Genomic DNA, 16,926 nt, shown 5'->3' with positions numbered 1-16,926 from the left:
TTTCCCCAGATTGAAAATTTCTGTTTATGCGGATTTTTACACTATTACTCTTCACGTTAACGACATCTTGGATATTCGGGCAAAGTTGCCCGGCTGATTTTGACTTTACGGCCACCAGCTGTAATGAATATCAGTTTACGCCCCGTAGTGGCGCCGCAGGAACGTATAAATGGAATTTCGGCGACGGGTCTTCTTCTACTAAGAAGAACCCCACGCATATCTTTGGCGCCGATGGCAGCTTTGACGTCACCCTGATTACGGGGGGAAGTTGCGTGCCCGATACGGTAACCCGGACGGTTTCGGTCAGTGCCTCCGACGTGCCCGACGCCTCCATCGAGAGTGTCGGTATTTACAATTTCGTAAACTGTGCGCCGACTGACGATCCCAGCTATGAGCTGCGCATCAATAATACCTCTTCCACGGCGTCGACCAATATCTATTATATCGTCGACTGGGGAGACGGTTCCACGCCCTACGAAGGGGCTACGCTGCCGAACCTGACGAAGCACACGTATACTTCCGTCGGGCTCTATGATATAAAGGTGTCGGTACAAGGGGGCAACGGCTGCTGGGCGAAGAAGACCTTTGAGTTTTTCTACGGCAGTAACCCCGGTGGTAACATCGTTCCGGTAAGCAACCAGATCGCGTGTGTACCGGAAAACGTGGAGTTCCGGATTTCGGGAACGGAGGATAACCCCCCGGGAACGATTTACAAGATCTGGGTCAACGACGGCAGTGGCGATACCACTTACTTCAACCACCCGCCCCCGACGAACTTCAGCTACTACCTCACCACCAGCCCGTGTGAAAGTGATGAGACGGCTAACAACTACTTTAACATCTACTTCGAGGCCACCAACCCCTGCTTCACGCAATCAGGGGGTACCATCATTCGGGCCAATAAGGCCCCGGAAATGGACTTCGAGGCCGACGACGTAGCCTGTGAGGGTGGGGTAGTGGAAATCCGCAACAATTCCGAGCCGGCCCTCTATGCGGTTGGCAATACCTGTAGCTTCGAGATGCTGACCGAATGGTCGATCAACGCCGACCCCTCGAAGTACGAGATCGTAGCCGGGTCCCTCAACGACGAGAATGGCCTGGACATCCGCTTCAATGAAGCCGGAGAATACGTGATCACCCTGAACTACACCCCGAAGTACAGCAACGCCTGTACCTCCCCTCCGATGACGCAGACGATCTGTATCCTGCCGGAACCCGAGGCCAGCTACGATGCGGTAAACGCCGATCCGGAAAGCTGTACCCCGTTGACCCTGGACGTAACCAATACCTCCAATACCCTGGAGACCTGTGGTGCCGAAGCGACCTACGAATGGATGGTCGAGTACCTGCCCTCGGACTGTGGCGACGGAGACGGTGACTTCACCGTGCTGGAAGGCTCCGGTAAAGACGGGTTGCACGGACGGGATCTGAAAATCCAGTTTGAATCCGCCGGTATCTACCGCCTGGGCCTGAAGACAGAAAACGAGTGTGGCCCGGACGAGTACTGGGAAGAGTTCGTGGTAGCCGAGGCACCGCTGGTCGAGATCGAGCCGATCGAGGATGTGTGTTTTGACGGCCCCATCACCGTTACTCCTACCGCGAACATCAGCCTGGACTGTACCGATCCCCCGGCCTTTACCTGGGATTTCGACGGTGGCAAAGGCGGTGACCGGAACAGCCTGGACCCCGGACCCGTAACCTTCGACGCACCGGGTGTATACACCATTCGCCTGCGGGTCAGCAACAGCTGTGGTACCACGGTAGTGACCGAAACCTTCGAGATAGCCGCGGCACCCGACCTGCCGGAAATCATCGTGACGGAAGAAACCTGTGAGTCCTCCAGCATTGCCGCCGATCTGGCGGGAAGCGGAAGCGGCCTGACCTTTTCCTGGACGGGCCCCGACGGGTTTACCTCCGACCAGGCCGAGTGGAGCATTCCGAACGCCAAGCCGAAAAATAACGGTGACTATACGGTTACGGTCACGAACGCTACGGGCTGTTCCAGCACCAAGACGTATAACGTGGTGGTCAATCCCGGTGCGCCCATCGACGTAAACGGTGGAGACGACGTGGAAATCTGCTCCGGTGAGTCGGTGACCCTGACGGCCACCGGTGGCGCCAGCTATACCTGGACCGGTGACCATCTCTCCGGTTCGACCGGTTCTTCGGTTACTTTCAGTCACGACGTGCCGGGGGTATACACCATCGAGGTACTCGGCATCGACCCGGAAGGCCGGTGTGACGCCACCGATGAAATCAAGGTGACGGTGCACGCTTACCCGGTCGCCGATGCCGGTGACCCCCAGATTGCCTGTGTTGACGAAAAGATCGAACTGGAAGGATCGCCCTCCAGCAGAGCCCTCAAGGGTACCTGGTCTGGCGATTTCGTGACCGAGGATGGCGAATTTAAAGCCCCCGCCGCCGGAACCTATACCCTAACTTATACCTATACCAACGAAGCCGGCTGTAGTGACTCGGACCAGACTACGGTTTGTGTACGCGATGAAGCGGTAGCTGATTTCACCCTTCCTGAAGCCCTGGGCTGTATGCCCGCCGGACTAGCCCTGCGCCCGAGCAACCTGACCTCCGCCGTCACCGCTTGTGACGTAGCCGAAATGAGCTGGACGATAGCCGCCGCCAAGAATGCCTGCAGCACCGGCGGAATTGCCTTCGTGGAGGGTACCGACGCCAACAGCTTCGAACCCGTGATCGAAATCACCGAAGCCGGTAATTACCTCCTGACCCTCACCGTAACGAGCGCCTGTGGCACGTCAACCCACACCGAAAAGGTAGCGGTGGGCGAAACGCCGGTGATGGAGGTCAGTCCGATCGACACGCTTTGTGGCGCCCAGGACGTGACTTTCGCCCCCCGCGGCGGATACTGCGACATCGAAACCACCACCTACACTTGGGAATTCCCGACGGCGTCTCCGCCATCGACCTCGACGCGCCTGCAGCCACTGCCCGTGCGCTTTGAGAAGGGGGAGCATACGGTAACTCTGACCGCCACCAACTCGTGTGGAACCCACACGGTGACCGAAACCTTCGTAGTTGCCGGTGACGTAAGCGTAAACATTGATATTTCGCAAGACGAAGTTTGCCGGGACGGTGGTGCCACCATCGCGGTGACCAACAATAGCACCGGTGATATCGAGGGAGTGAGCTGGAACGTCATCGCCCCCACCGGCGATGTCTTTGCCACCTCCAGCGAGCGTTCGCCTACCTTCTCTATTAACCCGACTACCCCGATGGGATCCTACCGGATTGAGGCCGTCCTGGCGGTTGCCGGATGTAGCGACATCACCTGGGATACCCTAGTACTGGTGGGCGGCACGCCCGAATTGACGATCGACGAGATCGCTCTGGGTTGTGGAGGAAACAGCTTCGTTCCCGTTGCCAACTATGACGCGGCCGTAGACATGATCGATTCCGTCCGCTGGACCTTCCCCGCCGGAAGTGTTCCGGCCACGTCGAGCGATCTCGCTCCCGGTGAGGTGACCCTAGGAACCTACGGCAACGGCCTCGAAGTGAGTCTGACCGTATACAATGCCTGTGGTACGACCACCGTCACCGAAACCTTTGACGTCGAAGAGCCCGCCGTAGTCGACATTGACTTCGACCGCAGCGGCGTTTGTCAGGGAGAGACGGTATCCATCACCAACAACAGCACCGGCGCCGGACTAACGTACAGCTGGTCGGTGAGCCCGGCCGCTGACGTTGTCATCAGTGACGCCAACGCCGCCGCCCCTACCTTCACCTTCAACGGCGGCGTAGGAACCTACACCATCACGGCTACCGTATCGGACGGCGTGTGTACTAATGAGACCATCGAGCATGAGGTATCGGTAGCGGTACTCCCCGTTGTTACGGTGACGGAAATCGACGATGCCTGTGGACAGGTGCGCGTTCGCCCGACGGTGGATTTTGGAATAGATGCGTCTTTGATCGATTCCGTCCGCTACATCATTACCGGTGTAACCGGAGCGAATGCCGGCGTGACTATTTATCACGACGAGCCCTGGGGGCGCCACTACGACGTGCGCGAAGCCGGCGATTACCTCTTCACCGCCATTGCCTATAATGGCTGTGCGCTCGACGGGGTATCGGCCGAAGAGCCCTTCACCGTACTGGACGGTCCTCCGGTAAGCTTCACGGTAGATAAGGACATCACCTGTAGCGAAGGCACCATTACGGCCACGAACACCAGTGCGATCACCAAAAATCCGCGTTTCTACCTCCTGGACGCTTCCGGTAATACGGTTGCATATGAGAGTCGTTCGCCGGCCACCTTCACTTTCCCCAGTTACATGCTGGCCGGAGAATACACGATTCGCCTGGAACTGGACGATAAGAAGTGTGGTACCGGATTCGAGGAAACGACCGTCTATCTGACGGGAGAACCCGAGGTCACCCTGAACGCTATTCCCGATGGTTGTGGCTCGGCCACGGTGAACCTATCGGCTACGCACACCGATTCTACTCTCCTGACCGGAATCAACTGGCAGATCCGTGACGGCTCCGGTACCCTCGTATACGAGGACAATACCTTCAGCCCGGCCGCTACGACCCTCGGTGCCGGTGATTATACCGCTACGGCGACCGTAACCAACGACTGTGGTACGGATCAAAGCCAACGGACCTTTACCGTCGTACCCGGAACGGCTCCCACCTTCACGCTGGACGTGACCGAAACCTGTGCGGGCGAATCCGTGACGGCTACGAACACGACTAGCGGACTGAGTGACATCAGCTTCTACCTGTTCGACAGCGAAGGCAACCAACTGCTGGACGTCAGCGACTCCCCGGCTACTTTTGTACTCGGTCCTGCCTTCGCACCCGGCACCTACACCATCCGGATGCAGGGCGAAAGCGCCGACTGCGGCGGTGGAACCGTTTCGACGGAACTGACCTTTGACGTAATGCCCGCTCCGAGCGTGATCGTCGATCCGGTAGCCGACGGATGTGGGCTGCTGGCCTTCACGCCTGCCGCGACCGTAGAGAACGCCACTTCCATCGAGTGGGAGATCGTCGATGCCCTAGGTGCTACCGTTTATACGGATGCATCCTTCACTCCGGCCCGGGCGAACCTGCCCGCCGGCAACTATACCCTCACCGCTACGGTAGCCAATGCCTGTGAGAGCGCCAGCGATGCCGTTACTTTCGAGGTAACCGAGGGCGAAAAGCCCGTGATGGCGCTTGACAGCGATAACATTTGTGCCGGTGGTAATATCGTCGCTTCTAATGTCAGTACCGGTCTGACGGACATTGCCTTCACCGTTACGGACGCCGGTGGCGCCACCGTAGCCAGTGGTAACGGCTCCCCGTTCACCTTTGGCAATACCCTGCCGGCGGGAGACTATACCCTGCGCATGGAGGGCAACAACGCCAGTTGTGGCGGACTGATGAGCATCGATACGCTCGTCACCGTTGCCGAACGGGCGACCGTCAGCCTGACCCCCGTAGCCGACAAGTGTGGTACCATCACCTTCACGCCCGCGGCTACCTATGAATTTGCCAGCGCCATCAGTTGGGAAATCCGGAATGCTTCGGGAAGCGTGGTCTACAGCGACGCCACCTTCAGCCCGGCTGCCGTGACCCTCGGCGGTGGTTCCTACACCCTTTCCGTAAGCGTCAGCAATGGCTGTGGTAACGCGACCGATGCGGTCAGTTTTGCCGTATCCGGCGATATAGCCTCGAGTGTGTCATTTGACCTGGATCGCGACCAGAAGTGTGAGGGATCGTCCTTCACCGTTACGAATACGAGCACCGGTCTGAGCAACGTAGCCTTCACGATCATGGATCGCTGGGGCAACGCCATCGAGCAGTCGACCGATTCGCCCTTCACCTTCGGAGACGACCTCATGGCCGGAACCTACACCGTACGGTTGACGGGGGACAGCGATGCCTGTGACCGCGCCAGCGTCAGTAAGGATACGACCATCACCATCCAGTCGGAACCCCTGGTGAAGGTCGATCCGGTTGCCGACCAGTGTGGATCGGTCACCTTCGCGCCCTCCGCCCGCATTACCGGTGCTGCGGTTATCGAATGGACGATCCGCAATACGGCCGGTGAAGTCGTCTACACCGATGTAACCTTCGATCCGGCGGAAGTCACGCTCACCCGTGGATTCTACACCCTGGTCGCCGAAGTGGCTAACAACTGTGGTATTGCCGACGATGCGACCACCTTTGAGGTCACCGAAGGGGATAGCCCGGAGTTCACGCTAGATAACACCCTGGCTTGTTCGGGTACTACGATCACGGCGACGAATACCACTACCGGATTGACCAACTTGGTCTTCACCGTTCTTGACCAAGCCGGAGCAACCGTAGCCAGCAGCAATACTTCGCCCTTTACCTTCGGCGACGACCTGCCGCTTGGCACCTACACCGTCCGGATGGAAGGCACCAGTGCCACCTGTTCCTCCGGGACCGTATCTATTGAGCAAACGGTAAGCGTGGTAGACCAGCCTACCATTACCATCGCCCCGGTTGCGGATGCCTGCGGTGCCGTTACGGTATCGCCATCCGCCACGGTTACCGCGGCTTCCGGTATTCAGTGGACGATCCACAATGCGTCCGGAGAACTGATTTACTCAGACGATAACTTCGAACCCGGTCTGATCACCCTGAGCGCGGGTACCTACGAACTGGCCGCCGAGGTGACGAACGACTGTCATGCGGCTAGCGATGCGGTAAGCTTTACCATCGATCCGGCACCCACTCCCGTGGTGCGCCTCGATACCGACAATACCTGTGAGGGCCAGATCATCACGGCCAGGAGCCAGAGTACCGACCTGAACAACCCCCGGTACACGGTGATCAATGAGTCCGGCTTTACGGTAGCCACCGGAGCCGGAGCATCCTTCGATTTCGGTCCGGGGCTGGCACCCGGTAACTACACCCTTACCCTCTCGGGTACGAGTGCGTCGTGCGCCGGTACCGCCGTTTCGGTGGACACCACCGTCATCTTCCGGGCCAGGCCCGTCGTAAAACTGGATCGGGTTGCGGGCAACTGTGGCTCCGTCACCTTTACTCCTTCCGCCAGCTACACCTCCGCAGAAGGCATTCACTGGGCTATCCGTGATGCGGCGGGCCGCCAGGTATACGCTGACGTGACCTTCGACCCCGCCGAAGTGACGCTGACTCCCGGTTTCTATACGCTCACCGCCGTAGTGTACAATGACTGTGGCAGCGACGACGATGTCACCTCCTTCGAGGTAGGCAGCGGAACCGAGCCGACCTTCAGCCTGGACTCCGAAAACGTCTGTGAGGGACAAACCTTCACCGTAACCAATACGACGACGGACCTGAGCAACCTCAAGTTCACGGTACTTGATGCGACCGGCGCCACGGTGGCCACGGGCACTTCGTCTCCCTTCATCTTTGGAACCAGTCTATCGGCCGGTACGTACACCGTACGCATGGAAGGCAATAGCTTATCCTGTTCAACCGGAGTAGTCATGCAGGAGCAGGATGTCGCTATCCTGTCACTCCCGACGGTGAGCGTGGATCCCGTAGCGGAATCCTGTGGCCGTAGTGATTTCATTCCTACCGCCACCACGGAATATGCCATGGCCATGGAATGGGAAATCCAGGACGAGATGGGAACCACCGTTTACACGGACAACCGCATGAACCCGAAGCGGGCCGATCTGCCCGCGGGCGAATACACGCTTATTGCCCGGGTAATTAACGACTGTGGAAGGGCCGAAGACCGTACTGCCTTCACCGTTAACCCCGGTCCGGTCGTCAACTTCAGCCTCAACAGTTCCGCCATCTGTAGCGGAGGAAGCATTGTCGCGGTCAACCGTTCTACCGGTGACATCGACGACGTGACCTTTGACGTACTCGATGCGGATGACAACGTGATCATGACGAGTACCGACGAGACGGCCACCTTCACCTTCGGTGAGGAGCTTGCCATCGGTACGTACACGATCCGACTCACCGTTAGCAGCCTGACCTGTTCGCCGGTAAGCAACCGGACCACCATCACCCTGGGTCGCTCGCCGAACATCGTGCTCGACCCGATTCCGGACCAGTGTGCCCCGGCGGAAATTCAGTTATCCGCTACCCATACGGATCCTGCCTACATCAATTTCATAAACTGGCAAATCCGCAACGAGAACGGACAGCTGGTGTACAACAACGACACCTTCGATCCGGTACCGGATAGCCTCTACGAAGGAACTTACTACGTGACCGCAACCGTCGCCAACGAATGTGGCGTCTCCCGCAGCCGCGACACCTTCAACCTGCTGAATACGGTGACCCCGGTTCTGAACGTCGACCTGGCCACAATCTGTGCCGGCGAGACCTTCACGGCCAGCAACGGCACCACCCACCTGAATGACGTCGCCTTCACCGTAACCGATGCCACCGGTGCCACGGTAGCCAGCAGTACCACTTCGCCCTTCGTCTTCGGTGATGACCTGGCTGCCGGGTCCTATACACTGCGCATGGAAGGTAACAGCTCGATCTGTGGTAACGGACTGGTCATCGATACGGTATTGACCGTCTCCGCCGGACCGACCGTACAGCTCGATCCCGTAGCGGATGTGTGTGGTAGCTTGACCCTTACCCCCGGTGCCACCATCACCGACGCGATGGCCATTGCCTGGAAGATCGTTGATGCTACCGGCTTGCCCGTTTACGCCGATGATACCTTCGTACCGCAGGAAGTCGTCCTGGAAACGGGAACGTATACCCTAAGTGCCGAAGTAACCAACGACTGTGGTAGCGAACGGGATGAAGTAACCTTCACGGTTACCGCCCCGGAAGCGCCGACCTTCACGCTCTCCAGCGAGGATGCTTGTGAAGGTGAAACCATCACGGTTACCAATACCACTTCCGGACTTACCGACGTAACCTTTACCGTCCGCAACGACCTGGACGGCATAGTTGCCAGCGGTACCGGCTCGCCCTTTACCTTCGGTAACCGCCTGGCGGGTGGTACCTATACCGTAGCCATGACGGGCAAGCGGACCGACTGTAACGATGCCTCGGTAAGCACGGATACCACCGTCACGGTGCGTCCCGCCCCGACCGTCGAACTGGCATCGGTGGCCGGAAGCTGTGGGTCGCTGACCTTCACCCCGAGCGCCGACGTTTCGGACGCGACCACCATCAACTGGACTATCCGCAACGGCAGCGGAACGGTTGTCTATACCGACAATACCTTCACTCCGCAGAGTGTAAGCCTGGGAGCCGGTTTCTACACCCTGGCCGTCGACGTGGCCAACGACTGTGGCATCGCCGAAGACCTGACGTCTTTCGAAATTACCGAAGGCACCGCACCGACCTTTGCCATCGACACCGAAGAGGTGTGTGGCGGCGGAAGCTTCACGGTAACGAATACCACGCCCGACCTGGCTAATCTATCGATTACGGTACTTGATGCCGACGGCGCCGTAGTGGCCAGCGCCACCACTTCGCCCTTCACCTTCGGAGCTGATCTTGGCGCCGGTGCCTACACCGTCCGGATGGAGGGGGAAAGTACCAGCTGCCCGGCCGGCCCGGCGAGTGTCGAACGGACCGTCACCGTATCGGGTGCTCCGAGGATTGTCGTGGACCCCGTTGCCGATGCCTGTGGCTCGCTGACCTTTGCGCCTTCGGCTACGACGACCTTTGCGGATGCTATTCGCTGGTCAATCGCCAACGGTGCGGGAGACGTACTGTACACGGATAACTCCTTCGATCCGGAGCAGGTTACCCTCGGCATCGGTAGCTACGAGATGACTGCCACCGTGAGCAATGACTGTGGAACGGCAGACTACGTCGTCACCTTCCAGGTGCAGTCGGGCACGGAGCCGGTCTTTTCACTGGATACCGATGAAAGTTGTGAGGGTACCACCTTCACGGCCACCAACCAAACGGCCAGCCTCGCTTCGCCCCGCTTCACGGTGGTGGATGAGGATGGTGCCACGGTCGCCTCCGGAAACGGAAGCCCCTTCCGCTTCGGCGCCAAACTGGCTCCCGGTTCCTACACCGTTCAGATGGACGGATTCGACACGGCCTGTGGTGATACCCCCGTATCTACCCAGAGCGCCATCGTCATCTTCGCCGATCCGTCGGTGAGCGTCGACCCCGTAGCCGGTACCTGTGGATCCCTGACCTTTACCCCCTCGGCTGATTTCGATCAGGTGACGGCTATGGACTGGAAGATCCGCAATGCCGCCGGCGATCTGGTGTACTCCGACGCCACGCTGACTCCCGCCGAGGTGACCCTCGGCCCCGGTTTCTACACCTTACTTGTCAGCGGTACGAATGACTGTGCCGCAGCCAGTGACTTCACGACCTTTGAAATTACCCAGGGTAGCCCCGCTACCATGGCGCTGAATACCGACGACGTCTGTACCGGAGAAACGGTGACCGTCACGAACACCAGCACCGACCTGGCCAACCTGCGGTTTACCGTCACGGATGCTGACGGCCTGACCGTAGCCACGGGCACCAGTTCGCCCTTCACCTTCGGAGCTGATCTGGCCGCCGGTACCTATACCGTCCGGATGGAAGGGGAGAGTGTCTCCTGTGCCTCGGGCACCATCGGTACCGAAGCAACCGTGGTCATCAAAGCCACGCCGACCGTTCTGGTGGAGGCCGTAGCCGATTTCTGTGGTGAATCCGACTTCACGCCCCGCGCTACGCTGACCGATGCCGAGACTATTCTCTGGCAGGTCGCGGATTCGGACGGAGCAACGGTTTACACCAATGCCACCTTCGACCCGCTGAACGTCAAGCTTTCCGCCGGTACCTATACGCTTAAAGTGACGGCCGGCAACGACTGTGGCTCGGCGACCGACTTTACTGAATTCACGGTAAGCCCCGCTCCGGCGGCTAACTTCTCCCTGAGCAGTTCGTCCGTCTGTACGGGTGGCAGCATCACCGCGACCAAGCTTTCCGGTGACGACGTGACCGACTTCACCTTCACGGTGCTTGATAGCGACTTTAATGTCGTGGCTACGAGTAAGGATTCGCCGGCTACCTTCACCTTCGGGGAAGACCTGCCCGTTGGCGAGTACATCGTTCGCCTCGACGTCTCGAGTGCCACTTGTGCCCCCGCTACGAACAGTGCCCGGATTAAAGTGGGTGCCCTGCCGACGATTGCGCTCCTGCCTACGCCGGATAATTGTGGACCCGCCCAGGTGCAACTCTCCGCTACCCACAGTGACCCTGCCCGCATCAACTTCATCAACTGGCAGATTCGTGACGACGCCGGTAAGTTGGTCTACAACAGCGATGCCTACGTGCCGCCCGTTGCGGATCTGGCCGAAGGCACTTACCACGTGACCGCCATGGTGGCGAACGAGTGCGGCGTAGTACGCAGCCGGGATACCTTCCACCTCTTCGAAGCTCCCGAGCCCGCCTTCACGGTGGATACCGACGTGGCCTGTCAGGGAGGTACCGTAACCGTGACCAATACTTCGGAAGGCGACGTGACCGACTTCACCTTCTCGCTGATCGATCCGATGGGAACCACGATGCTGACCAGCAGTGCGTCCCCCGCCACCTTCTCCATCGGAGAAGCGCTGCCCGACGGGGAGTACACGATCCGCCTGGCCGCCGGTAACCCCGAGTGTGCCCTGGAAACCGCCGAAACCACGATCACCGTGGGTGGAGCGCCAACCATCGAGGTGATCGCGCAACCCGACTACTGCGGACCCAATACCGTAAGCCTTTCCGCCGCGCACACCGGAGCTTCCAGCATCGCCTGGAAGATTACGGATGCCAAAGACCGGGTGGTCTTTGAAAGCAATGTGGAGGATGCCCCCACGCTGAACCTCAACCCGGGTACGTACGTCGCAGCCGCGACGGCCACTTCCGGTTGTGGATCGGTAACCGACCGCGATACCTTCCGCATCTTCGCGGAGCCGACGCCTTCGTTCACCGTAAGCAGCGACCTCGTTTGCCAGGGTGGAACGCTATCGGTAACCAACACCTCCACGGGTGACGTTACGGACTTCACCTTCGACCTGGTCGATCCTGCGGGAATAACCGTACTGACCAGCAATGCCTCTCCGGCCAACTTCACCATTGGTGCCGGAATGGCTAAGGGGACCTACACCCTGCGCATGACCGCCGGTAACCCCGAGTGTGGCATGAAAACCGATGAGATGACCATCACGATCGGCGGTGTTCCTACCGTGGATGTGCTGCCGCAGCCGGATTTCTGTGGCCCAACCACCGTATCGCTGTCCGCCGCTACCGCGGGTGCCAAGCGTATGGAGTGGCTGGTTACCAACGCGGCCGGAGCCACCGTCTTTGCCAGTAATATTCCCGACGGGCCGACGCTCAATCTCGAACCCGATACCTACATCGTAGCCGTTACGGCCACCTCCGACTGTGGTACGACGGTCGACCGGGATACCTTCCGCATCTACGACGATTCGACGCCCTCGTTTGCCGTGGACAATGACATCGTCTGCCAGGGAGGGACGCTGCGGGTAACCAATACCTCCAGTGATGATCTGACCGACTTTACCTTCTCGCTGATTGACCCTATGGGTACGACCCTGGCGACCAGCCAGTCTTCCCCCGCAAACTTTGCTATCGACGAAGGTTGGGCCAACGGTGAGTACACCCTGCGCCTAACCGCCGGTAACCCCGAATGTGGCATGCAGGACATGGATGCCGTGATCACGGTGGGAGGCGTACCGACCATCCAGCTGACGGCTCAGCCCGACTTCTGTGGCCCGACCACGGTAGCGCTTTCCGCCGCCATCAACGGAGCGAATAGCGCCAGCTGGACGATCACCGACGCTAACCAGGCTACGGTCTTCGAGAGCAATATTCCGGACAATCCGACCCTCAGCCTGGCCCCTGGAACCTACCTGGTTACCGTGAACGCGGCTTCCGACTGTGGAACCACCGTAGCACGGGATACCTTCCGGATCTACGCCGAGCCGGTCGCCGATATCGACCTTTCCGCAACCAACCTCTGTCTGGACGGTAGCCAAACCGTAACCGTAAGCAACCGCAGCACGGGAGCCGATCTGACCTACGACTGGACCGTTACCCCGGCCGGTGCCGTAGCGATCGACAACCCGAATGCCGCCGAACCGACCTTCACCTTCACCGGTGTCGGTACCTACGAGCTGAGCGCCGTCATTAGCAATCCTTCCTGTGATCCGATCACCTGGACGGGCAGCGTAACGGTGAAGGAATCGGTTGAACCCGTACTCACCTACCAGGATCGTTTCTGCGAGCAGGTCGATCTCACTCCGATCGTGAATTACGGCGGCGGTGCCGTCGACAGCGTACGCTGGACCTTCCCCGGCAGCGTGGGTGATCTGACTTCGAGCGATCGCTTCCCGCGTGCCATCCCCTACCGCGAAGCCGGGACCTACGTCTACAAGCTGACGGTATTCAATGCCTGTGGCGAAAGCACGGTAGCCGATACCATCCACATTGATTCCACGCCCGAACTGACCATGGGTGGCCGTGACACGGTCTGTATCCTGGACGGTCTGTACGTACTGACCAGCCCAACGCCCGCGGGCGGTAGCTGGATGGATGCCGACGGTCGGGCCGGCGTAGTGACCGCCGACGGAAACTTCGACCCGGTAGCCGCCGGAACCGGCGTGACCGTGCTGGAGTACACCTACACCGACGGCGCCTGTGCCGTAACCGGTACCCGTGAGGTATTCGTGATCGAAGAGCCCGAGGTAACCGTAGCCGAACCGGTACTGGATGCCTGTGAGAGCGATACTTACTTCGTCCTCTCGAATGGTAATCCGATGGGTGGCTGGTACGAAGGCCCCGGCGTGATCGACCGCAGCGGTGTAATGGATCCCAGCAGCCTCGGCGCCGGAACCTACACCCTGACGTACTACTACCGCCCCGCCGGTATGACCTGTACCGGATCGGTTGACTTCACGGTCAATGTCCGGCCCGGACCGATTGCCCAGATCGACGCCCCTAACTACGTCTGTATCGACGAGCCGGTGCAGTTCAAGCAAACCGGTACCGGTGGTGTCAGCTATGTATGGCGCAACTCTGATGAGCCGCCGGTACGGGTAGCGAACCCCGTGTTTACCTTCCGCACCCCCGGTATTCATACCGTGACGCTGACGGCTTACAATGAGTTTGGCTGTGCCCACGAAGTCGTGAAGCACGTCAACGTGACCGGAACGCCGGTCGCCCGCTTCGAAAAGGAGCAAGACGTAGCCTGTGACGATGTACCCTTCACCTTCTACAACAATAGCCAGGTGTTCGGGGAAGCCGTCTACTTCTGGGACTTCGGCAACGGCCGGACCAGCAACAGCGAGAATCCCGCCCCGGTCCTCTTCGAGCGTGGTAGCGTGGACACCACCTACCTGGTCAGCCTGACCGTAACCAACGACTGTGGTACCCATACCTACAGCGAAGAGGTGACCATCACCACCGAGCCGGTGGCTGCCTTCGAGCTTAGCGAGGAAGCCGGTTGTTCGCAACTGAACGTCAGCTTCGACAACCAGACCGCCGGTACCCGCAATAAGTACAAGTGGTTCGTAAATGGCGAACTGTACTCGATTGAAGCCACGCCGCCCGCCCGCTCCTTCGTAGCCCAGGGTGCGCAGAACGCCGCGTTCGACATCACGCTGGTGGCTTATAACGCCTGTGGCAGCGATACCCTGACCCGGACCGTGATCTCCAAGCCCAACGAACTCCGCGTGCGCTTCAGCGCCGACGAGCGTACCGGCTGTGATCCGTTCACTGTTCAGTTCCGTAACTTTACCAGCCCCGACAGCCTGGTAAGCTACGCCTGGGACTTCGGCGACGGCTACTCTTCCGACGAGGAGAACCCCGAGCACACCTTCCGCAATACCACCGACGCGGTGAAGACGTACAACGTCACCCTGGTCGCCGACAACGGCTGTGTCCAGGATGAGATCACCCTACCGGTGACCGTCTACCCCGCACCCGACGTTTCCTTCGAGGTGGCCAGTGCAACCTGTGTAGGCGACAGCGTCTTCTTCCGTAATACCTCCGGCCGCGTGACGGACTTCGTCTGGACCTTCGGCGACGGTAATACGGTGAAGGACGTCGAGAACCCCGGCCACGTGTTCCCCGGCCCGGGAGAATATACCGTAACCCTCTCGGCCAAGGTCGAGGGAGCTGACTGCCCCGGTGTCTTCAGCCAGAAGATCACCATCCGCGAGGCCCCGCAAGTGGACCTGACCGCCGAAAACGTAGTGGGCTGTCCGCCCCTGCAGGTCGACCTGAAGAACCTCACCGAATCCGGCGCTTACTACAGCTGGGACTTCGGTGACGGGAATACCGCCGTCGGAGCTGAACCCCGTACCCACACTTACACCACGCCTGGTACGTATGAGATCACCCTCACCGTTCGCGATGAGTCTGGGTGCAGCAACGACGCGGTATTCTCTTCGGTCGAAGTGCACGCCGTTCCCGAAGTGGAATTCGCCGCCGACGCCAGCCAGGCCTGTGGCGTACCGCAGACGGTCTGCTTCACCAACAACACGACCGGTGGAACGGGCTACAACTGGGACTTCGGCAACGGACTCACCTCCGGACTGAACACCCCCTGTATCACCTACACCGAAGCGGCTACCTACAACGTGACGCTGAAGGCCACCAACGAGTTCCTCTGTGAGGCCACCGCTTCCGCACCGCTGTACATCTACGGTGAGCCCGTAGCCGAGTTCAGCATCCCCGATACCGCCGCCTGTGTTTCCGGCGAACTGCCGTTCACGAGTGAAAGCTCGAATACCGACTTCATCAAGTGGACCTTCTCCGACGGCTACGTTTCGGAAGAGGAAGACTTCAGCCGCCGCTTCGAGCAGCCTGGTTTCTACGATGTCACTGTGATCGCCGGTAACGGCAGCGGATGTGCCGACACGGCCACCTTCACGGAATTCGTCGAGATCTTCCCCCGCCCGCTGGCCGACTTCGACTACGACAACGCCGAGGGTGAAGTGATGAACACCATCCAGTTCACTGACCGCTCCAGTGCCGATGCCGTCCTCTTCGGATGGGACTTCGGTGACGGCTACGGCAGCGACGAGATGGATCCCGTACACCGCTATGTATCCGGCTTCGACAAGACGGTCTACCACTGGGTCGAAAACGTGTACGGCTGTCAGGACACCGTTTCCAAGAAGGTCGACCTCGAGATGCTCGTCGGTCTGTTTGTCCCCAACGTCTTCACCCCCGAGGATAATACGATAGAGGAGCAGGACGTCTTCAAGCCCAAGGGCATCGGCCTGGAGGACTACTACATCGCGGTCTACACCCGTACCGGTCAGCTGGTCTGGGAGTCGGAAGCCATCGATGCGGAAGGTTCGCCCACCGAAGCCTGGGACGGCACCTTCCAGGGTCTCCCCGCCAAGCCTGGCACCTACGTCTGGCGTGTCCACCGGGCCAAGTTCCGCAACGGTCGTGGCTGGACGGGCATGGCCAACGAAACCGGTACCATCGCCAAGACCGGCTACATCACCCTCCTTCGGTAGGCTATAGGGGCGGCGGCGCGCAGGTAAAAACTGCTCCCTGAACCGGAAGTAATCCCGGTAAGTGATTCGTCACTTACCGGGATTTTTGTTTTCCGGGGGGGCATCTCCTGCCAGGGTTTTACCCTCTCCTAGGGTTTCACTCCCCTGCCCGGGTATCACCCCCTCCCAGGGATTCACCCTGGGTTATGAAGGTTTGACCGCGCTGCGGTCTTTTTGTTCTCGTTGTTTTCTCCTGCCAGGGTTTCACCCCGGATTATGAAGGTTTGACCGCGCTGCGGTCTTTTGTTCTCGTTGTTTTCTCCTCCCAGGGTTTCACCCCGGGTTATGGAGGTTTGACCGCGCTGCGGTCGTTTGTTCTCGTTGTTTTCTCCTCCCAGGGTTTCACCCCGGGTTATGAAGGTTTGGCCGCGCTGCGGTCTTTTGTTCTCGTTGTTTTCTCCTCCCAGTGTTTCACCCCGGGTTATGAAGGTTT

1 protein-coding gene is annotated in these 16,926 nt (G+C 59.5%); it reads left to right on the top strand.

Annotated elements, in window-relative coordinates; all coding sequences use genetic code 11:
* Positions 1-26 precede the first annotated feature (26 nt).
* Complete coding sequence (locus DRW39_RS10515) at positions 27-16,454, top strand: PKD domain-containing protein (RefSeq protein WP_116106990.1); 16,428 nt, start codon at positions 27-29, stop codon at positions 16,452-16,454.
* The last annotated feature ends 472 nt before the right edge of the window (positions 16,455-16,926 follow it).

Origin of the sequence: Lewinella sp. IMCC34191, from assembly GCF_003390935.1 — a bacterium.
Lineage (GTDB): Bacteria > Bacteroidota > Bacteroidia > Chitinophagales > Saprospiraceae > Neolewinella.
This window is presented reverse-complemented; position numbering and strand designations above follow the sequence as displayed.